18 protein-coding genes are annotated in these 20,723 nt (G+C 57.7%); 2 read left to right on the top strand and 16 right to left on the bottom strand.

Features of this window, described 5'->3' with window-relative positions; translation table 11 throughout:
• Positions 1-5 precede the first annotated feature (5 nt).
• The gene (locus FN633_RS07385) at positions 6-1,664 is read left to right on the top strand and encodes a FumA C-terminus/TtdB family hydratase beta subunit (protein WP_154057271.1); all 1,659 of its coding nucleotides are present in this window, start codon (positions 6-8) and stop codon (positions 1,662-1,664) included.
• Here FN633_RS07385 and FN633_RS07380 read toward each other — a convergent pair.
• The 9 genes from FN633_RS07380 to sdhC all read right to left on the bottom strand — a co-directional run bounded on the left by FN633_RS07380 (position 1,647) and on the right by sdhC (position 12,436).
• Positions 1,647-2,567: a LysR substrate-binding domain-containing protein gene (locus tag FN633_RS07380; protein ID WP_154057270.1), complete on the bottom strand. Its 921-nt coding sequence runs from the start codon at positions 2,565-2,567 to the stop codon at positions 1,647-1,649. The genes FN633_RS07385 and FN633_RS07380 overlap by 18 nt on opposite strands.
• A 204-nt stretch (positions 2,568-2,771) precedes the next feature.
• Positions 2,772-3,641, bottom strand: a complete 870-nt coding sequence (sucD, locus tag FN633_RS07375; protein WP_042392146.1) for a succinate--CoA ligase subunit alpha — start codon at positions 3,639-3,641, stop codon at positions 2,772-2,774.
• The gene (gene sucC / locus FN633_RS07370) at positions 3,641-4,807 is read right to left on the bottom strand and encodes an ADP-forming succinate--CoA ligase subunit beta (protein ID WP_042392144.1); all 1,167 of its coding nucleotides are present in this window, start codon (positions 4,805-4,807) and stop codon (positions 3,641-3,643) included. Before sucC ends, sucD begins: the two co-directional genes overlap by 1 nt.
• Positions 4,808-4,892: 85 nt before the next feature.
• The gene (gene odhB / locus FN633_RS07365; RefSeq protein WP_154057269.1) at positions 4,893-6,128 is read right to left on the bottom strand and encodes a 2-oxoglutarate dehydrogenase complex dihydrolipoyllysine-residue succinyltransferase; all 1,236 of its coding nucleotides are present in this window, start codon (positions 6,126-6,128) and stop codon (positions 4,893-4,895) included.
• A 14-nt stretch (positions 6,129-6,142) separates the two neighbouring features.
• Positions 6,143-8,950 carry a 2-oxoglutarate dehydrogenase E1 component gene (gene sucA / locus FN633_RS07360; protein ID WP_154057268.1) on the bottom strand — a complete coding sequence of 936 codons (2,808 nt, stop codon included), beginning with the start codon at positions 8,948-8,950 and terminating at the stop codon, positions 6,143-6,145.
• Positions 8,951-9,193: 243 nt separating this feature from the next.
• Positions 9,194-9,910 (bottom strand): succinate dehydrogenase iron-sulfur subunit SdhB, encoded by a 717-nt coding sequence (gene sdhB, locus FN633_RS07355; RefSeq protein ID WP_042392139.1) that lies wholly within the window; start codon positions 9,908-9,910, stop codon positions 9,194-9,196.
• A gap of 14 nt (positions 9,911-9,924) precedes the next feature.
• Positions 9,925-11,691 (bottom strand): succinate dehydrogenase flavoprotein subunit, encoded by a 1,767-nt coding sequence (gene sdhA / locus FN633_RS07350; protein WP_154057267.1) that lies wholly within the window; start codon positions 11,689-11,691, stop codon positions 9,925-9,927.
• Positions 11,691-12,038, bottom strand: a complete 348-nt coding sequence (gene sdhD / locus FN633_RS07345; RefSeq protein WP_042392134.1) for a succinate dehydrogenase membrane anchor subunit — start codon at positions 12,036-12,038, stop codon at positions 11,691-11,693. The genes sdhA and sdhD overlap by 1 nt, the downstream gene beginning before the upstream one ends.
• Positions 12,032-12,436, bottom strand: a complete 405-nt coding sequence (gene sdhC, locus FN633_RS07340; RefSeq protein WP_042392132.1) for a succinate dehydrogenase cytochrome b556 subunit — start codon at positions 12,434-12,436, stop codon at positions 12,032-12,034. The genes sdhD and sdhC overlap by 7 nt, the downstream gene beginning before the upstream one ends.
• Before the next feature lie 638 nt (positions 12,437-13,074).
• On the opposite strand from sdhC, the gene FN633_RS07335 reads away from it, so the two are divergent.
• Complete coding sequence (locus tag FN633_RS07335; protein WP_154057266.1) at positions 13,075-14,361, top strand: citrate synthase; 1,287 nt, start codon at positions 13,075-13,077, stop codon at positions 14,359-14,361.
• Positions 14,362-14,406: 45 nt separating this feature from the next.
• Here FN633_RS07335 and nei read toward each other — a convergent pair whose 3' ends face one another.
• The 7 genes from nei to FN633_RS07300 are packed head-to-tail and all read right to left on the bottom strand — an operon-like array spanning position 14,407 to position 20,681.
• A complete protein-coding gene (nei, locus tag FN633_RS07330; RefSeq protein ID WP_154057265.1) occupies positions 14,407-15,198 on the bottom strand; it encodes an endonuclease VIII in 792 nt (263 codons plus the stop codon).
• 17 nt (positions 15,199-15,215) lie between these two features.
• The gene (pxpA, locus tag FN633_RS07325; protein ID WP_154057264.1) at positions 15,216-15,956 is read right to left on the bottom strand and encodes a 5-oxoprolinase subunit PxpA; all 741 of its coding nucleotides are present in this window, start codon (positions 15,954-15,956) and stop codon (positions 15,216-15,218) included.
• Complete coding sequence (gene pxpC / locus FN633_RS07320; protein WP_154057263.1) at positions 15,943-16,875, bottom strand: 5-oxoprolinase subunit PxpC; 933 nt, start codon at positions 16,873-16,875, stop codon at positions 15,943-15,945. The genes pxpA and pxpC overlap by 14 nt, the downstream gene beginning before the upstream one ends.
• Positions 16,869-17,525 carry a 5-oxoprolinase subunit PxpB gene (gene pxpB / locus FN633_RS07315; RefSeq protein WP_154057262.1) on the bottom strand — a complete coding sequence of 219 codons (657 nt, stop codon included), beginning with the start codon at positions 17,523-17,525 and terminating at the stop codon, positions 16,869-16,871. The genes pxpC and pxpB overlap by 7 nt, the downstream gene beginning before the upstream one ends.
• A 15-nt stretch (positions 17,526-17,540) precedes the next feature.
• Positions 17,541-18,284 (bottom strand): type 2 GTP cyclohydrolase I, encoded by a 744-nt coding sequence (locus FN633_RS07310; RefSeq protein WP_154057261.1) that lies wholly within the window; start codon positions 18,282-18,284, stop codon positions 17,541-17,543.
• Between the two features lie 9 nt (positions 18,285-18,293).
• Complete coding sequence (gene phrB, locus FN633_RS07305; RefSeq protein ID WP_154057260.1) at positions 18,294-19,712, bottom strand: deoxyribodipyrimidine photo-lyase; 1,419 nt, start codon at positions 19,710-19,712, stop codon at positions 18,294-18,296.
• A gap of 12 nt (positions 19,713-19,724) precedes the next feature.
• Complete coding sequence (locus FN633_RS07300; protein WP_154057259.1) at positions 19,725-20,681, bottom strand: YbgA family protein; 957 nt, start codon at positions 20,679-20,681, stop codon at positions 19,725-19,727.
• Between the last annotated feature and the right edge of the window lie 42 nt (positions 20,682-20,723).

The raw sequence follows: 20,723 nt of genomic DNA, 5'->3' as shown, positions 1-20,723 counted from the left end.
CCATTATGACTAAACCTTTTATCTGGCAAGAACCCTTTCCGCATGATAAAGACCTGACTGAATATTATCTGCTTAGCGATCAATATGTATCGATTATCGAAGCAGATAATAAAACGCTAATTACCGTGGATCCAAAAGGATTAACGGCGCTGGCAAAGCACGCTTTTTACGAGGCCTCCTTTTTCTTGCGCACCGCTCATATTAAACAGGTTGCATCGATCCTTCACGATCGCGAGGCCAGCGCAAACGATCGCTACGTTGCCCTGCAGCTGCTGCGCAATGCCGAGGTCTCGGCCAAGGGTGTTCTGCCCTATTGCCAGGATACCGGCACTGCAACCATCGTAGCCGAAAAAGGGCAATCAATCTGGACCGGCTGTAACGATGCCGAGGCGTTGAGCCTGGGCATCTACGAAACCTTTCAGGAACACAGCCTGCGCTACTCACAAAACGCACCGCTGGATATGTACACGGAGGTGAACACCGGCACGAATCTGCCCGCACAAATTGATATCGCAGCGATCCAAGGGGATGAATACAAATTTCTGTTTATTAACAAAGGTGGCGGCTCGGCTAATAAAGCGGCGCTGTTTCAGGAGACTAAATCCATCCTTGATCCAGAGAAGCTGGTTCCCTTTTTAATAGCGAAAATGCAGGCGCTCGGCACCGCCGCCTGTCCGCCATACCATATTGCTTTCGTTATTGGCGGAACGTCCCCTGAGCAGGCGATGAAGGTAGCCAAACTGGCATCGACGAAGTACTACGATACGCTGCCCACTCGCGGCAACGAGCATGGTCAGGCGTTTCGCGATCTGCACCTTGAGGTGTCGCTGCTTAACGCCAGCCGGGCGCTGGGCATCGGGGCGCAGTTTGGGGGTAAGTATTTTGCTCACGACATCCGGGTAATACGCCTGCCGCGGCACGGCGGCTCCTGCCCGATTGCCCTCGCCCTCTCCTGCTCCGCCGACCGTAACATCAAGGGTAAAATCAATCGCCACGGCCTCTGGCTCGAGAAGCTGGAGCGCGATCCAGGACGGTTTATTCCCGAGACGTTGCGTATACCTGGCGTCAGCGCGGCGGTCAGAGTCGATCTCAACCGGCCGTTACGCGAGGTGATGCACGACCTATCGCGCTATCCTGTGGGGACGCGCCTTTCGTTGAGCGGCCCGCTGGTTGTTGCCCGGGATATCGCCCATGCCAAGCTCAAGGCCAGGCTTGATGCGGGTGTGGCTCTGCCTGACTACATGAAAAACTATATTGTTTACTACGCTGGCCCGGCTAAAACGCCGGAAGGTGGCATTGCGGGATCGCTGGGCCCCACGACCGGTGGCCGCATGGATGGTTATGTCGATGCGTTTCAAGCCGCTGGCGGTAGCCTGGTGATGCTGTCAAAAGGCAACCGCAGCCAGCAGGTGACCAACGCCTGCGCCAGGCACGGCGGGTTTAATTTGGGCAGCATCGGTGGCGCAGCGGCCCTGCTAGCCCAGGACTACGTCCGCAGCCTGCGCTGCCTGGAGTATCCCGAACTGGGCATGGAGGCGATATGGATGATGGAGGTAAAAGATATGCCTGCGTTTATCCTGGTGGATGACAAAGGCAATAACTTTTACCAGCAGTTTGAGCAGCGTCACGGCTGTAATCTCTGCCCGTCACAGAGTCTTAAATAGCGCGTGCTGCTCGGCCGCTGACTTTTTTAACAGCCAGTCGCGGAAGAGCAGCATTCCACCCGACGCCACGCCGTCGTCCCGCCACGTCAGTATAAAGCGATTGCCGGTACGCATGGGCACGTCACAGGGAATGACCATGCTGCCGTTATCGAGATCGTGCTGGACGGAAAAACGCGGCAGCAGCGCGACGCCCAGCCTTGAGCGGACGGCTGCAATCAGCATCGAGATAAGGTCGAAACGCGGGCCAAGCTTCACCTTCGGGCTGCTGATACCAGAGAGGGAGAACCACTCGGCCCAGCCCTCAATACGCGTGCTCTGATGCAGCAGCGTAAAGTTGTCCAGCAGCCGCTCCACCTTTATCTTCTTCCCGACGTAGCCTGGCAACGTCCTGCTACACACCGGCAGCAGCTCCTCTTCAAACAGAGAGTCCACTCGAGCCAGGGGCGCGCAGAAATCTTCCCGCATGATAGCCGCATCGTAGCCGCGATTAAGAAAATCCCCGACGTTAGCCAATGAGTTAATATTCACCACGATATCGGGATAGCATTGAGTAAACTCGCCAAGCTTGGGAATAAGCCAGTGGGTGCTCAGCGTGGGGTTAACGGCCAGCTCAACAACGCGTGACGTTGGCTGCCAGGTCATAATAGCATGGGTATCACGCTCAAATTTATTTAATGTATCCTTTACCATGTCGAGATAATATTTTCCCGCCTCGTTAAGGAAAATACGTTTTCTGGCATGGCTGAACAGCTCGGTATTCAGAAAATCTTCCAGTGCCGACATCTGGCGGAACACCGCACTTTGGGTCAAGGCCAGCTCCTCTGCGGCACGGGTATAGCTCTCATGCCGTGCCACGGCCTCAAAGGTGATGAGTAGTTCTGTTTTCGGTAACTTCCCTCGCATACTGCCTCCCTGTTACTTTTGGGCGATATCCTATCACTCCTTATTACTCCGCCCGCATTCCCAGCGAGAATATTCACTATATCGTGATCGCTATCGACTATTTCCTGATAATTATTTAAGAGAGATATGTAATTTTGGGAAATATTTGTACAGACAATAAAAAAGGCCACCTTGCGGTGGCCAACCATGTCGAGATTTTTTTATTTACTTAATAATAGATTTCAGCGCTTCGCCAATGTCTGCCAGGCTACGCACGGTTTTCACCCCTGCGGCTTCCAGCGCGGCAAACTTCTCGTCTGCTGTGCCTTTACCACCGGCGATGATCGCCCCTGCGTGACCCATACGCTTGCCTTTTGGCGCGGTCACGCCGGCAATGTAGCCGACAACCGGTTTGGTCACATGATCTTTGATGTAAGCAGCCGCTTCTTCTTCCGCGCTACCGCCGATCTCACCGATCATGACGATCGCTTCGGTCTGCGGGTCGGATTCGAACAGCTTCAGAATATCGATAAAGTTAGAGCCAGGGATCGGGTCACCGCCGATACCGACGCAGGTAGACTGGCCGAAGCCGTAGTCGGTGGTCTGCTTAACCGCTTCATAGGTCAGCGTACCGGAGCGGGAAACGATGCCCACTTTACCCGGCTGGTGGATGTGGCCCGGCATGATACCGATTTTGCATTCGCCTGGGGTGATCACACCCGGGCAGTTCGGACCGATCATCCGCACGCCCGCTTCGTCCAGCTTCACTTTTACCGTCAGCATATCCAGCGTCGGGATACCTTCGGTAATGGTGATGATGAGCTTAATGCCTGCGTCGATAGCTTCCAGAATCGAGTCTTTACAGAACGGAGCCGGAACGTAGATCACGGTGGCGGTTGCGCCAGTCGCTTCAACGGCTTCACGCACGGTGTTGAACACCGGCAGGCCGAGGTGCGTGGTGCCGCCTTTGCCTGGGGTCACGCCGCCAACCATCTGCGTACCATAGGCGATGGCCTGCTCTGAGTGGAAGGTCCCCTGGCTACCGGTGAAGCCCTGGCAGATTACCTTTGTATTTTTGTCGATCAGAATGGACATTATTTCCCCTCCACTGCGGCAACAACCTGCTGTGCTGCGTCCGTCAGACTTTTCGCTGCGATAATGTTCAGGCCGCTGTCAGCCAGTTTTTGTGCGCCCAGTTCGGCGTTGTTCCCTTCCAGACGAACTACAACCGGAACGTTAACGCCTACTTCTTCCACCGCACCAATGATGCCATCGGCAATCAGGTCGCAGCGCACGATACCGCCGAAAATGTTAACCAGTACGGCTTTCACTTTATCGTCGGAGAGAATGATTTTGAACGCTTCGGTTACGCGCTCTTTGGTTGCGCCGCCGCCCACGTCAAGGAAGTTAGCCGGTTCGCCGCCGTGCAGCTTAACGATGTCCATGGTGCCCATTGCCAGGCCCGCACCGTTAACCATGCAGCCGATGTTGCCGTCGAGAGCAACGTAGTTCAGCTCCCACTGTGCCGCCTGTGATTCACGGGCGTCTTCCTGAGAGTGGTCGCGCATCTGGCGCAGATCCGGCTGGCGGAACAGCGCATTGCCGTCAGCGCCCAGCTTGCCGTCAAGGCAGATCAGGTCGCCCTGCTTGGTGATCACCAGCGGGTTGATCTCGATCAGCGCCAGGTCGCGCTCAAGGAAGATGGTCGCCAGGCCCATAAAGATTTTGGTGAACTGCTGAACCTGCTTACCTTCCAGGCCCAGTTTAAATGCCAGCTCGCGTCCCTGGTATGGCATAGGGCCAGCCAGCGGATCGAGCGCGACTTTGTGGATCAGGTGCGGCGTCTCTTCCGCCACTTTTTCAATTTCCACGCCGCCTTCGGTAGAGGCCATGAACACCACGCGACGAGAGCTGCGGTCAACAACCGCGCCCAGGTAGAGCTCTTTATCAATATCGGTCGCCGCTTCTACCAGGATCTGGTTAACCGGCTGGCCGTTGGCATCCGTTTGGTAGGTCACCAGACGCTTGCCCAGCCAGTGCTCGGCAAACGCACGGATCTCTTCTTTGCTGTGAACGACTTTAACGCCGCCCGCTTTACCGCGGCCACCGGCGTGTACCTGGCACTTAACTACCCACGGGCCGCTGCCGATTTTTGAGGCGGCTTCTTCTGCTTCGCGTGGCGTATTGCAGGCATAGCCTACCGGCGCGGGTAAACCGTAGCGGGCAAACAGCTGTTTTGCCTGGTATTCATGTAAGTTCATCTGTTCCGTCCATTTTTCAGGTAATCGTCAGGTCATGATTTTATCGGCCCGGCGACCAACGCGCCGCCGGGCAAGCGTGCGAAAACTACACGTCCAGCAGCAGACGGGTCGGATCTTCCAGCAGCTCTTTGATGGCCACGAGGAAGCCTACCGATTCACGGCCATCAATCAGACGGTGATCGTAGGAGAGCGCCAGGTACATCATCGGCAGGATCTCTACTTTGCCATCTACCGCCATCGGGCGATCTTTGATTGCGTGCATACCCAGAATGGCGCTCTGCGGCGGGTTGATGATCGGCGTAGACATCAGGGAACCGAAGACGCCGCCGTTGGTGATGGTGAAGTTACCGCCGGTCAGATCTTCAACGGTCAGCTTGCCGTCACGGCCTTTAACCGCCAGCTCTTTGATTCGCTTCTCGATGTCGGCCATGCCCAGCGCATCGACGTCACGCAGCACCGGGGTCACCAGGCCACGCGGCGTAGAGACCGCCATGCTGACGTCGAAGTAGTTGTGGTAAACCACATCTTCGCCATCAATAGAGGCGTTCACTTCCGGGTAGCGCTTCAGCGCTTCAACAACGGCTTTCACATAGAAAGACATAAAGCCCAGACGGATACCGTGACGCTTCTCGAAGGCATCGCCGTACTGCTTACGCAGATCCATGATTGGCTTCATGTTCACTTCGTTGAAGGTGGTCAGCATCGCGGTGGAGTTTTTTGCCTCCAGCAGACGCTCGGCCACGCGTTTACGCAGACGGGTCATCGGCACGCGTTTCTCGGAACGGTTGCCCGCCACGGGAGTAACAGAAGGCGCGGCAGCGGCGGCAGCCGGTGCTTTCTCTTCGGTTGCTGCTGCCGCTGACGATTTTGCCAGGTGCTTCTCAACGTCTTCGCGGGTCAGGCGGCCGCCGACGCCGGTGCCTTTAATGGCATTGGCATCAAGGGTGTGCTCTGCCAGCAGACGACGGATCGCCGGGCTTAACGCCTCGTTGTTCTGCTCTTCGAGGGACGCCTGCTGACGCTGAGCCGGAGTCGACTCTTTGCTTTCAGATTTCGCGCTGCTCTCTTTACCGTTGCTGTTGCCTTCACGCAGGCGGCCAAGGATCTGGCGAGAGGTCACGGTGGTGCCCTCTTCTTCTAATACGGCATCCAAGATGCCGTCCGCTGACGCCGGTACTTCCAGTACCACTTTATCAGTTTCGATCTCTACCAGAACTTCATCACGTTGGACGCTATCGCCCGGTTTTTTATGCCAGGTGGCCACGGTCGCATCGGCTACGGACTCAGGCAGGTCAGGAACAAGAATATCTACGCTACTCATTATTTATCCTTTAATTAATCGACGTTCAGCGCGTCGTTAACCAGATCTTGCTGCTGCTTCTGGTGAACGGACATATAGCCTACCGCCGGCGAGGCAGAGGCCGGGCGACCTGCATAACGCAGAGCGGACCCAAACGGAATCACTTCACGGAAATGATGCTGGCTACAGTACCATGCGCCCTGGTTCAGCGGCTCTTCCTGGCACCAGACAAAATCATGTACGTGGGCATAAGGTTTTAACGCTTCCTGCACCGACTGGTGCGGGAACGGATACAGCTGTTCAATACGCACAATGGCGACGTCTTTCTGGTCGTTCTTACGGCGCTGCTCAAGCAGGTCGTAATAAACCTTACCAGAACAGAGGACAACGCGCTTAACGCCTTGCGGATCAAGATCGTCAACCTCACCGATGGCCGGCATGAAGGTGCCGTTTGCCAGCTCGTCGAGCGTCGATACTGCCAGCGGATGGCGCAGCAGAGATTTCGGTGACATCACCACCAGCGGACGGCGCATACCGCGCAGCGCCTGACGGCGGATCATGTGGTAAACCTGCGCCGGGGTAGACGGCACGCAAACCTGCATGTTCTGCTCGGCGCAGAGTTGCAGATAGCGCTCCAGACGGGCGGAGGAGTGCTCCGGGCCCTGGCCTTCGTAGCCGTGCGGCAGCAGCATCACCAGACCGCACATACGGCCCCACTTCTGCTCACCGGAGGAGATGAACTGGTCGATCACCACCTGCGCACCGTTAGCGAAGTCACCAAACTGTGCTTCCCAGATAGTCAGGGTGCGCGGCTCGGCGGTGGCATAGCCATACTCGAACGCCAGCACGGCCTCTTCAGAGAGCACGGAGTCCCAGACACGGAAGGTGCCCTGCGAATTGTGGACGTGGTGCAGCGGCGTGTAGGTAGAGCCGTTAGCCTGGTTATGGATCACCGCGTGACGGTGGAAGAAGGTGCCACGGCCGCTGTCTTCCCCAGACAGACGCACCGTAATGCCTTCGTCTACCAGCGTAGCGTAGGCCAGGTTTTCCGCGCCGCCCCAGTCAAAGAGCTTCTCGCCTGCGGCCATTGCCTGACGGTCACCGTAGATTTTCGCTACGCGCGACTGCATTTCGATAGCGTCGGGTACGGTACTGATACGCTTCGCCAGCTCCTGGACGCGCTTCATCTCTACCTTGTTCGGGTAGCTCTCGTCCCACTCGTGGTTCAGGTACGGTGACCAGGTAAAGGAGTGCATGTTCATTGGACGCCACTCTTTTACCACACACTCACCGGCGTCGAGCATATCGCGGTAGACGTTGACCATCTCGGTAGCATCTTCCAGTGACGCGACCTTCTCCTGCTCCAGACGGTCAGCGTAGATTTTACGCGGCGTCGGGTGCTTCTTGATCTTCTGGTACATCAGCGGCTGGGTTGCGCTTGGCTCGTCGGCTTCGTTGTGGCCGTGACGGCGGTAGCACACCAGGTCAATAAAGACGTCGCGCTTAAAGGTGTTACGGAAATCGAGCGCGAGGCGGGTTACGAATGCCACCGCTTCCGGATCGTCAGCGTTCACGTGGAAAATCGGTGCCTGCACCATTTTACCGATATCGGTGCAGTACGGCGTAGAGCGTGCATCAAGCGGGTTAGAGGTGGTGAAGCCCACCTGGTTGTTGATGACGATACGCACCGTGCCGCCCACTTCGTAGCCGCGGGCTTTGGACATATTCAGCGTTTCCTGCACCACGCCCTGTCCGGTTACCGCCGCATCACCGTGAATGGTGATCGGCAGAACTTTGTTGCTGCTCGGCTCATCAAGGCGATCGAGACGCGCACGCACCGAGCCCATCACTACCGGGCTGACGATCTCCAGGTGCGACGGGTTAAACGCCAGCGCCAGGTGAACTAAACCGCCCTCGGTTTCGATATCGGACGAGAAGCCCATGTGGTACTTCACGTCACCGGTGCCAAGGTGCTCTTTATGCTTGCCCGCAAACTCGTCGAACAGATCCTGAGTCTTTTTACCCAGCACGTTAATCAGCACGTTGAGACGACCGCGGTGTGCCATCCCCAGCACCACTTCACGGGTGCCGCTCTTACCGGCGTGACGGATCATCTCTTTCAGCATCGGGACCAGCGCATCGCCGCCCTCAAGCGAGAAGCGTTTCGCCCCTGGGAATTTAGCCCCCAAATAGCGCTCCATCCCCTCGGCTGCCGTCAGCTCGCTGAGAAAACGTTTTTTCTCTTCGGCGCTAAAGGCTGCGCGGCCCGCTACGGACTCAATCCGCTGCTGGATCCAACGCTTCTCGTCGGTGCTGGTGATGTGCATATACTCAGCGCCGATAGAGCCGCAGTAGGTCTGCTTCAGGGCGTCGATCAGTTCGCCCAGCGGCATCGTGTCTTTGCCAAAGGCAAAGGAGCCGATGTTAAAGCTCTGCTGCAGATCCGCTTCGGTCAGGTCGTGATAGGCCGGGTCGAGATCGGCAACGCGCTCCTGTTTCCACAGTCCCAGCGGATCGAGGTTCGCCTGCTGGTGACCGCGGAAGCGGTAGGCGTTAATGAGCTGCAGGACTTTTACCTGCTTAACGTTGGTATCAGGGTCTGAAAGTGAGGAGGTGTAACGTGAGGCATCCTTCGCCAGACGACGAAAATAATCACGTGTTTTGGAATGAAATTGATCCGGTTTAACGCCGGTGCCAGGCAGCTCCTGGAACATGGAACGCCAGTTTGCGTCTACCGAATCAGGATCGGTTAAGAAGTCTTCATAGAGCTGTTCTATCCAGCTCTGGTTAGACCCAGAGAGGTAAGAAGAGTCCAGCCAGGCTTTCATTGCGCCGTTCTGCATCGTGATCCCTTAAGCATTTGTATGCTTACTTCGCCGTGGATAACTACAACGTACACCGTATAGCGCACGTACCGGGGTTCACAAGCGAGCTCTCTGGCCCGCGAAGGAACCTTTAAAAACTGTCTGTCAGGCAGTTTTTAAAGATCTCTGCAATCTGTCACTCTGTTAGCCCAGTGGCGCTACGCTTACCGGGCCTACATGTTGCGTAGGCCCGATAAGCGCAGCGCCATCCGGCGTTACTGCTTATGCGCTGCGCTGTAAAAGCATCGACTTAATATGGCCGATGGCGCGCGTTGGGTTCAGCCCCTTCGGACATACGCTGACGCAGTTCATGATGCTATGACAGCGGAATACGCTGAAAGCATCGCTCAGCCCGTCGAGACGGCTCTCGGTTTCGGTATCGCGGCTGTCGATCAGGAAGCGATACGCGGCCAGCAGGCCAGCTGGACCGATGAACTTGTCCGGGTTCCACCAGAATGACGGACAGGAGGTGGAACAGCAGGCGCAAAGAATGCACTCATAGAGCCCATCGAGCTTCTCACGCTGCTCAGGAGCCTGTAAGTGCTCGCGAGCGGGTGGATTTTGCCCATTATTCAATAAGTAAGGCTTAATCTTCTCATATTGTGCATAGAATTGCCCCATGTCTACCACCAGATCGCGAACAACCGGCAATCCAGGCAGTGGACGGATAACAATTTTCTTGGTGCCGTTGCCCAGCGCCGAGATCGGCGTGATGCAGGCCAAGCCGTTTTTGCCGTTCATGTTCAGGCCGTCGGAGCCGCAAACCCCTTCACGACAGGAGCGGCGGAACGCCAGGGTCGGATCCTTCTCTTTCAGCTGGATTAACGCATCCAGCAGCATCATATCCCGACCCTCTTCCCCTTCCAGGGTGTAGTCCTGCATACGCGGCGCGTCGTCGACATCCGGGTTATAACGATAGATTGAAAATTCGATTCTCATTTTCCGGTCTCCGCTTAGTAAGTACGAATCTTCGGCGGGAACGCCGGACGCAGTTTTGGCTCCATATTCACGCTGCGGCGCGTCATGGATTCCGATTCAGGGAGATACAGAGAGTGGCAGAGCCAGTTCTCATCGTCGCGATCCGGGAAGTCGAAGCGGCTATGTGCCCCACGGCTCTCGGTACGGAAGTTGGCCGATACCGCCGTCGCGTAGGCGGTTTCCATCAGGTTATCCAGCTCCAGGCACTCGACGCGCTGGGTGTTGAACTCACTGGAGGTATCGTCCAGGCGGGCGTTTTTCAGGCGCTCGCGGATAGCCTTCAGCTGCTCCAGACCCTTCGCCATCGCGTCACCTTCGCGGAATACCGAGAAGTTGTGCTGCATGCACTCCTGCAATGCTTTACGGATCGCCACCGGATCTTCACCATCGCGGTTATTGTTCCAGCGGTTCAGGCGTGCCAGTGAGGCGTCAATTTCGTCGTCGGTCGCATCACGCAGCGCGCCCTGCTCGGCGATCGACTCCTGCAGATGCAGACCTACCGCACGACCAAAGACCACCAGGTCCAGCAGCGAGTTACCGCCGAGGCGGTTAGCTCCGTGTACCGATACGCAGGCGATCTCACCCACTGCAAACAGACCCGGGATCACCACGTCTTCGCCCTGGGCGTTTACGGTCAGCGCCTGGCCGGTCACTTTGGTTGGGATACCGCCCATCATATAGTGGCAGGTTGGGATAACTGGGATCGGCTCTTTCACCGGATCGACATGGGCAAAGGTACGGGAGAGCTCAAGGATGCCCGGCAGGCGGGATTCAAGAACCTCTTTACCGAGGTGGTCAAGCTTCAGCTTGGCGTGCGGGCCCCACGGACCGTCGCAGCCGCGGCCTTCGCGGATCTCGATCATGATAGAGCGTGCAACCACGTCGCGGCCTGCCAGGTCTTTGGCGTTCGGCGCGTAACGCTCCATAAAGCGTTCGCCGTGCTTGTTCAGCAGATAGCCGCCTTCACCACGGCAGCCTTCGGTGACCAGAACGCCTGCACCGGCAATACCGGTTGGGTGGAACTGCCACATCTCCATATCTTGCACCGGCACGCCTGCGCGGAGCGCCATACCGACACCGTCACCGGTGTTGATGTGGGCGTTAGTGGTGGACTGGTAGATACGGCCCGCGCCGCCGGTGGCCAGCACCGTTGCACGCGCTTTGAAGTAAACCACTTCGCCGGTTTCGATGCACAGGGCGGTACAGCCCACCACTGCGCCATCTGCATTTTTCACCAGATCCAGCGCATACCACTCAGAGAAAATGGTGGTCTTGTTTTTCAGGTTCTGCTGGTAAAGGGTGTGCAGCAGAGCGTGACCGGTACGGTCCGCCGCCGCCGCGGTACGTGCCGCCTGCTCGCCACCGAAATCTTTCGACTGGCCGCCAAACGGACGCTGATAGATGGTGCCATTCTCCAGACGGGAGAACGGCAGGCCCATATGATCCAGCTCCAGAATCGCTTCCGGGCCGGTTTTACACATATATTCAATGGCGTCCTGGTCACCGATATAGTCGGAACCTTTCACCGTGTCATACATGTGCCATTCCCAGTTGTCTTCATGGGTATTGCCCAGCGCCACGGTGATACCGCCCTGCGCAGAGACCGTATGGGAACGGGTTGGGAAAACTTTAGACAGCAGCGCACAGCTCTGGCCGCTTTGGGAAATCTGCAGCGCCGCGCGCATACCTGCGCCACCGGCACCAATTACAACCGCATCAAATTCTCTGACTGGCAGTTTCATTACACACCCCACACCACAACGAATCCATAAATAACGTATACCAGCAGCGCCACAACGGTCAGCAGCTGTAACCCAAGGCGCAGCGCCGTGGATTTAACGTAGTCAGTAAACACCTGCCACATGCCAATCCAGGTGTGGATCAACGTGGAAACGAGCGCCAGCAAGGTGAACACTTTGGTAAAAGCGGAGGAGAAAAAGCCCGTCCAGGCTTCATAGGTGACATCACCGGTGATAGCGAAAAAACCAACCATATAGATGATGTACAGCGTCAGAACGATAGCGGTAGCGCGGACCAGAATGAAGTCATGTACGCCGTTGCGTCCTAATGCGGAGGCGTTGCTTACCATACGAGGACTCCTGCGAGAATTGAAAGCACGACAGTAATTGCAATAGCAATATAGGCAGAACGTTGACCTGCTGCGAAGGTTTCTTCCAGATAGCCGACATCCATCAGCATGTGGCGGATACCGCCCACGGCGTGATAGGCCAGCGCAGTGAGAATGCCCCACATGATGAACTTAACGAAAAAGCTATCCATGATGGCAGCGGCGTGCTGGAAGCCCTCTTGTGAGGAGAGCGACAGGCCCAGCAGCCACAGCAGAATGCCGATCGCCACGAAGGTGATGACGCCGGACACGCGGTGGAGGATGGACGCTATAGCCGTAACAGGGAACCGGATCGTAGTGAGATCCAGATTGACAGGTCTTTGTTTCTTAGCATTTTTTATCATGAATAACGCCCACATGCTGTTCTTATAGTTTCCTTCCTCCGGTCTGCAGGCGGGTCAGACAGCGTCCATTTGTATAACTGCTCGTCATGCAAAATTTCATGCTTTCGTAGGCTAAACGACGCATTACAACGCTGGTGGCTCGGGACGGCAGGGTATTCCGGAGACCTGGCGGCAGTATAGGATGTTCACAAAATCATTACAATTAACCTACATACACTTTGTCGGGTTTTATGCTGAACAGTGACCTCCATCACGATACCAACATATTTTTAATTTTTAACCATGAGATTTGACAAAACTTAAACATTATTGTTACAAACGTCAGCGGAAAAGTCATATAATTCGTAAAAGTTATGGGGTCTCTCTTTCACCTGAGAATTAGTTATGTAACAGTGAGAAGGATTGACCGACGTTATCAGGACAGTTATTAGTGATATACAGGTTTGACAAATTCGGACTGTAAAAAGGCTGATTTGCTGATTTTTCACGGTATTTTAATGTTTGCCTGCTAGCGCTCATCGCTCTGTACCCTGCTTACTCCGCTCAACAGAGACACGCGCCAAATAACAAAGTGGTAACATTGATTTTCTGTATGAAAGCAAATCCGGCCTCTTCCCTACAGTCTTAAGCATAAGGCGCTAAGGAGACCGTAAATGGCTGATAAGAAAGCTACCCTAACCTACAATGGTGGCGATGCTATTGAACTGGATGTGCTACAGGGCACGCTCGGTCAGGACGTCATTGATGTCCGCACGCTCGGCTCAAAAGGAGTTTTTACCTTTGACCCGGGTTTCACCTCTACCGCATCCTGCGAATCTAAAATCACCTTTATCGACGGTGACGAAGGCATTCTGCTCCATCGCGGTTTTCCGATTGACCAGCTGGCAACCGAATCAAACTACCTGGAAGTGTGCTACATCCTGCTGAAGGGTGAGAAGCCAACTCAGGACGAGTTTGACGAGTTCAAAACCATCGTTACGCGTCACACCATGATCCACGAGCAGATCACCCGTCTGTTCCACGGCTTCCGTCGCGACTCTCATCCGATGGCGGTGCTGTGCGGCGTGACCGGTGCGCTGGCGGCCTTCTATCACGACTCGCTGGACGTTAATAATCCGCGCCACCGTGAGATCGCCGCGTTCCGTCTGCTGTCCAAAATGCCAACCGTAGCGGCAATGTGTTACAAATATTCCATCGGGCAGCCTTTTGTTTATCCGCGCAACGATCTCTCCTACGCGGGCAACTTCCTGAACATGATGTTCTCTACGCCGTGTGAGAAGTATGAAGTCAACCCGGTGCTGGAACGCGCCATGGACCGCATCCTGATCCTGCACGCCGATCACGAGCAGAACGCCTCTACCTCTACGGTACGTACCGCTGGCTCTTCAGGTGCTAACCCGTTTGCCTGCATCGCGGCCGGTATCGCCTCCCTGTGGGGACCGGCGCACGGCGGCGCGAACGAAGCGGCGCTGAAGATGCTGGAAGAGATCAGCACCGTTGAGCACATTCCGGAATTCGTACGTCGTGCCAAAGATAAAAACGACTCTTTCCGCCTGATGGGCTTCGGTCATCGTGTTTATAAAAACTATGACCCGCGCGCAACTGTGATGCGTGAAACCTGCCATGAAGTGCTGAAAGAGCTGGGCACCAAAGACGATCTGCTGCAGGTGGCGATGGAGCTTGAGCACATTGCGCTCAACGATCCGTACTTCATTGAGAAGAAACTCTACCCGAACGTGGACTTCTACTCCGGCATCATCCTGAAAGCGATGGGTATTCCGTCATCCATGTTTACCGTTATCTTTGCAATGGCGCGTACCGTTGGCTGGATTGCCCACTGGAACGAAATGCACGACGACGGCATCAAAATCGCCCGTCCGCGTCAGCTCTATACCGGCTACGAACAGCGCGATTTCAAATCCGATCTGCAGAACCACTAATCTGCTCTTCTGCTCAGCCCGGCGGCGCTACGCTTGCCGGGCTTTTTATTTTTGGCAACCCGGACACCAATAAAACGGCCGCGACGACAGGGTCGTCTTCTCGATCGTTCCTCCGCAGCGACTGCATGCCTTCCCCGCCCGATGAAACACGTTAAAGCGAAACAGTGCCCCATGGTGGCGCTTCTCATTGACCTTGCCGCGCGTGCGGTAGGAGAGACGCGGCACGTCCAGCAGGGCGGCAGCCAGCGCAGCCAGCTGCGTCTCACTGAGATCGGCAGCGCGATGGGTGGGAGCAAGCTCGGTAGCCCACAGGATTTCGATCCGTAGATAGTTACCCAACCCGGCAAGAAAAGCCTGATCCAGCAGCAGCCCCGAAAACTGACGACGGCGAAAGCGCGGAGAGATGAGTCGCTCCTGCACCGTTTCGGCATCTAAGCCCGGATCGAGCACATCCGGCCCCACGCGCTGCAAGAACGGATGCGTGGCCAGCTGCTCCGGCGTCAGCATCTCGATATCCGAGGCGCTGTAGAGCAGAATAGCCTTATCGGCAGCGGCCAGCTTGACCCGCAGGATACGGTTGGTCTGCGGCTCCTGACCGGCCTTCACGACCCGCCAGACGCCATAGAGCTGGTTATGGCTGTAGAGGGTCATGCCGCCGGAGAAGTGGGTCAGCAGCGCTTTACCGCGCGTTTCGATACGATCGACGTGCTGCCCGGCAAGCTCCGCCTCCCAGGGCTTCAGGTGTTCAAAGGCAAACCAGGCTTCGGTAAGCGGCTTGCCCTGAATGGCTTTCTCAAGGCTGTCCGCCGCCCGGCGGATCTCAGGGCCTTCCGGCATAGCTTCTCCTTAGGTAATCAACTGGCGGTGACGGCAATATTGCTGGCGGCAAAAGCCTCGCGCAGACGTTGAGCAAAGAGCAAGGCGTGCTCGCCATCGCCGTGCAGACATACCGTCTGGGCGTTAACGCGTGTCCACTGGCCCTGAATGCTTTTTACCCGTCCGCCCTGCACCATCTCCAGGGTTTGCGTCAGGGCCTGCACGTCGTCGCCGATCAGCGCCCCAGGCTGGGAGCGCGGCACCAGCGAGCCGTCGCTCATATACCCCCGGTCGGCAAAGACCTCTTCCCGGGTGGGCAAACCGTGGCGCTCCCCGGCGCGGATCAGCTCGCTGCCCGCCAGCCCAACCAGAATCAACGCGGGATCGCAGGCGTGCACCGCCCGGGCAATCGCATCGGCGAGAGCCGGATCCTTCGCTGCCTGATTGTAGAGCATGCCGTGCGGCTTAACGTGCCGCATCCTGCCGCCTTCAGCGTGAACGATAGCCGCCAGCGCGCCTACCTGATAGAGCGTTTGCGCATAGACGGTCGCCGGAGGGAGATCCATCGCCGTACGGCCAAAATTCTGCCGATCGGGAAAGCTGGGGTGCGCCCCCACCGCCACGCCGTTTTTTAGCGCCTCGCGCACGCAGGCCTGCATGGTTTGCGCATCGCCCGCGTGAAAACCGCAGGCGATGTTGGCCGAGGAGACCAGCTGTAACAGGGCGCTGTCGCTGGCGCTGCCCTCCCCGAGATCGGCATTGAGATCAATCTTGAGCACGTAGCCCCCGGGCTAGCTGGTCGAGAAACAGCCGCTGATCGCGGCGGGCGCGGAGCGCATCTTCCAGGGTGCAGGGAACAAGGTGGATAGGATCGCCAAGACGAATCTGCCCCAGGTGATACATATCCGCCTCGATAATGCAGGCGATGCGCGGATAGCCGCCAGTGGTCTGGGCGTCATTCATCAGCACGATAGGCTGACCGTTATGCGGCACCTGAATCACGCCGGGAACCAGCCCGTGGGAGAGCAGCTCCCGCTCTTCACGCCGCTTCAGCTGCGGCCCCTGAAGGCGATAGCCCATACGGTTACTCTGTGGGCTTAGCTGCCAAGGCAGCCGCCACAGGGCCTCCTGCGAAGCGGTATCGAACGACTGGTACTCCGGCCCCGGCAGGGCACGAATGCGGTTGCCCCACAGGAGCTGCTTCACTCCCTGCGGGCCAGAGAAGTGGCGCTCACAGGCGCGGATCGGCAGCCGATCGCCATCCTGCAATAGCCGTCCAGCAAAACCGCCGATACCGACCTTCAGGTCGGTGCTGTAGGATCCCATCACCTCGGGCACGTCAAAACCGCCTGCTACCGCCAGGTAGCTGCGCATCCCATGCCGGGGACGCTTAAGCACCAGCCGCTGTCCGGCGCGGGCCTGATGCCGCCAGCCGGTCCACACCGCCTTGTCATCCAGCGTCGCGTCGCAGCCTGCCCCGGTAAGGGCAAACCAGCCGTCATGGGCAAACTCAAATTCGCATTGGCCGAGCGCCATCTCCAGCGCCGCATCGTCGGGCGCATTGCCGACCAGCGCGTTGGCAATCTCCAGCGCCGGGGCATCCAGCGCGCCGCAGTAGCTGATGCCGGACTGGCGCAGCCCCTTGCGTTTGCCACCCTGTACCGAGGTGTACATCCCGGCGCGAATTACCGTCAGCATACGCCCTCCTTCTGCGGGACAAAGCGCACCCGGTCGCCGGGGCGCAAAAGCACAGGATCGTTATTATCAGGATTGAACAGCGCCAGCGACGTATGGCCGATAAGCTGCCATCCCCCCGGCGTCGCCAGCGGGTAGATCCCGGTCTGCTCTCCGCCGATGCCTACCGATCCGGCAGGCACAGAGAGACGTGGCTCCGCGCGACGCGGGGTATGCAAGGGTTCCGGTAGCCCGCCCAGATAGGGAAAGCCTGGCTGGAAACCGAGAAACCAGACCACATAGTCGACGGAGGCATGCAGCTCAACGACCTGCTTTTCGCTGAGGTTACTGTGCTCTGCCACGACGGCCAGATCCGGCCCCGCCGCGCCGCCGTAGACTACCGGGATCTCAATAAAGCGCGACTCTGGCTCCAGGGCCTCGCTCTCCTCCCACCAGCGCTGTAGCCGCTCAATGGCGTCCAGCGCCCTCTCCTGCGGATCCGCCAGCACAACGGTCACGTTGTTCATACCGGGGATCACATCGACAACATTGGGCAATTCAACCACCCGCTGAGCCAGTCGCCAGATACGTTTCTGGCTAGCCAGGGTCACCGGAGGCTCAAGCTCCAGTACCACGGCGGTCTCACCTAACAGATAACAACGTGCTCGCTGCACTTAGTCCCCCTTGCATCATGCTGGATTGGGAATATCAATAAATGTGACGTCTAAATCTGTATTTTCGGTCAGCCACTCGCTGAGGGCGCGAATGCCACCGCGCTCGGTAGCGTGATGCCCTGCCGCGTAGAAGTGCAGCCCCTGCTCCCGGGCACTGTGAATGGTCTGCTCGGAGACCTCACCGGTGATAAAGGCATCGACGCCGAAACGCGCGGCGCTGTCGATAAAGCCCTGCCCGCCGCCGGTGCACCATGCCACGCGCTGGACCCTATCCGGGCCGGTATCGCCGCTCCACAGCGGTCGACGGCCAAGCCGGGCTTCAATCCACGACGCCAGCTCCAGGCCAGGGACCGGCATCGCCAGCTCGCCCCAGGGAACCAGCGGCTCAATCTCGCCCTTCACTGTAATGCCCAGCAGCGCCGCCAGCTGGACGTTATTCCCCAGTTCCGGGTGAGCGTCCAGCGGCAGGTGCCAGCCATACAGGTTGATATCGTTAGCGAGCAGGGCCTTAAGGCGATTGCGCTTCATGCCGCGGATCGTTGGGGATTCGCCTTTCCAGAAGTAGCCATGGTGGACGATGATGGCATCGGCCTGCTGGCGTATGGCCTCATCGATCAGCGCCTGGCTGGCGGTCACGCCGGTAATAATTTTTTGGACTTCATCACGGCCCTCGACCTGTAGGCCGTTGGGCGCATAGTCACTGAAGGTCGCGCTGTTAAGCTTGTCGTTAATCAGGCGTTCCAGTTCGCTGTTGTTCATCATCTCTCTCTACGATTTTCTTGCGGCTTCATATGCAGCCAGCGTGGCCGCGCGGGCCTGTTTATGATCGACCACCGGGCGGGGATAGTCCAGCGTCACACCCTGCTTATCCGCCCATCCCCAGGGATCGTGCAGCGACGCCGCAGGCACCTTCGCCAGCTCGGGCAGCCACTGGCGAATAAACTCGCCGTGCTTATCAAATTTTTCGCCCTGGGTGGTGGGGTTAAAGATGCGAAAATAGGGTGCGGCATCGGTACCCGTTGACGCCGCCCACTGCCAGCCGCCGTTGTTAGCCGCCAGATCGCCATCGATAAGCTGAGAGATAAAATAGCGCTCTCCGATGCGCCAGTCGATCAGTAAGTCTTTTACCAGGAAACTGGCGGTAATCATTCGCAGGCGGTTATGCATCCAGCCGGTGTTATTCATCTGACGCATCGCCGCATCGACAATGGGGTAACCGGTGCGCCCCGTCTGCCAGGCGTGTAGATGCGTCGGGTCACGTTGCCACTGCACGCGTTCGGTCCAGGGGATAAAGGGCCGATGCTTGCAGAGATCGGGATACCAGGTCATCAGATGGCGATAGAAGTCGCGCCAGATAAGCTCATTCAGCCAAACCGCGCCCGCACCGCCGTTCAGGGCATCGGGCTGCTCCGCCAGCAACCGGTGCAGACACTGGCGTGGAGAGATGACGCCGAGCGCCAGGCAGGGCGAGAGCCGGCTGGTGGCGTCGAGCGCAGGAAAGTCGCGTTTCGCCTCATACTCCCCGACCTCGTGGCGGCAAAAATCGCGCAGCCGTTCAACGGCCGCCTGCTCCGTTGCCGGAAAGAGGCTGGGATCGAAATCCTGCTGAGGGTAGGTGATAGTGAGCGGCTTGAGGGTGTCGCTTAGCGCCCCACCCTCGCGCACGGCGGGCGCAGGCACGCACTCGGGCAGATCCTCTCTCAGCCTGCGCAGAAAGGCGTTTTTATAGGGCGTGAAGACTTTATACATCTGCCGATCGCCGGTCATCACGCTGCCGGGGGCAAGCATGACGCTGTCATCCAGCCCCTGGCAGGTGACCTCCGGCAGCGCCCGCTCAACGGCGGCATCGCGCTGGCGTTCGTTGATCTCGTACTGATAGTTGTAGAAAAGGCGAGAAACGCCGTGCTCTTCACAGATCTCTTTTACTGCCCCTACGCTGGCGTGAAAATCATCGACCTCCACAAACAGCAGCGGGATCCCTTTTTCCGCCAGCGCATGCTGAAGGCTGCGAAGATGGGACTGCATAAACGCCGCCTGCCGCGCCGCCATTTCATGCTTTTCCCACTGTCTGGGGGTCGAGATAAAGAGTGCCAGCACCCTGGCGTGGCGATCCCGGCAGGCGGCGGCGAGGGCAAGGTTATCCTTCACGCGAAGATCCGCGCGAAACCAGACCAGATGAGTGGTCATACAGCTCCTGAATTAGTGTCCGTAACGAAGGCGCAGAGTCTCTGGCCACGGGTCAAAGTAGCGCTGCCCGGCGAGATACGCATCGGGGAATTCGGCCATGTAGTGCTTGAGCAACGTCACCGGGGCAAGCAGCGGCTGAGTCCCCTGCCGATAGCGCTCAATAAGCGACGACAGCTCCTCGCGCTGACGGGTATTAAGCTGTTTACGGAAGTAGCCCTGAACATGCATCAGCACGTTGGTATGGTTGCGTCGGGTGGCCTGATGAGAGAGCAGATCCATCAGCCGCTGGCGATACTCAACAAACCACTCATCGAGAGATTCCCACTCGTGAATGGCTGCCACAAAGCGCCCCAGCTCGCGGTACTTCGGCTGGGAGTGGGCCAGCAGCAGCAGCTTGTAGCGGCTGTGGTAGGCGATCAGCTCCCCACGCGTCAGGCCACGCTCGCGCACGCCGTTAAGCTCGTGCAGGGCGTAAATACGCTCGACAAAGTTTTCGCGGATCAGCGGATCGTGCAGACGACCATCCTCTTCTACGGGCAGCCAGGGATAGGTTTGCATTAATATTTCGGTATAGATCCCGCGCCCGGCCTTGCGGTTGTTTTTGCCGTCGGCATCGTAGACGCGCACCCGCTCCATGCCGCAGCTGGGTGATTTCGCGCAGACGATATAGCCGCAGAGATGATCAAATTGGCTGATGCGCTTGTGCGCATAGCTCTGCATTGGCTGAGTCAGATCGCCCTCGCGCCCATCGCTAAAGCGCAGCGCCGGATCGCCTTCAGGCGTTTTAACCAGCCGCAGTGCCGGACGGGGAACCGGCAGGCCAATGGCCATCTCCGGGCAGACTGGCTCAAAACGGACTAACGGCGACAGCTCCTCAACGGCAAAGGCTAGTCGCTTGTGCCCGCCGTCAAAACGCACGGTTTCCCCTAACAGACAGGCACTGATGCCAACAGGGATTTTTTCACTCATAGCGGCTCCTTATAGACTCTCCGTAAGTGTAGCATCGTTGTC

Source organism: Pseudescherichia vulneris, assembly GCF_902164725.1.
Lineage (GTDB): Bacteria > Pseudomonadota > Gammaproteobacteria > Enterobacterales > Enterobacteriaceae > Pseudescherichia > Pseudescherichia vulneris.
This window is presented reverse-complemented; position numbering and strand designations above follow the sequence as displayed.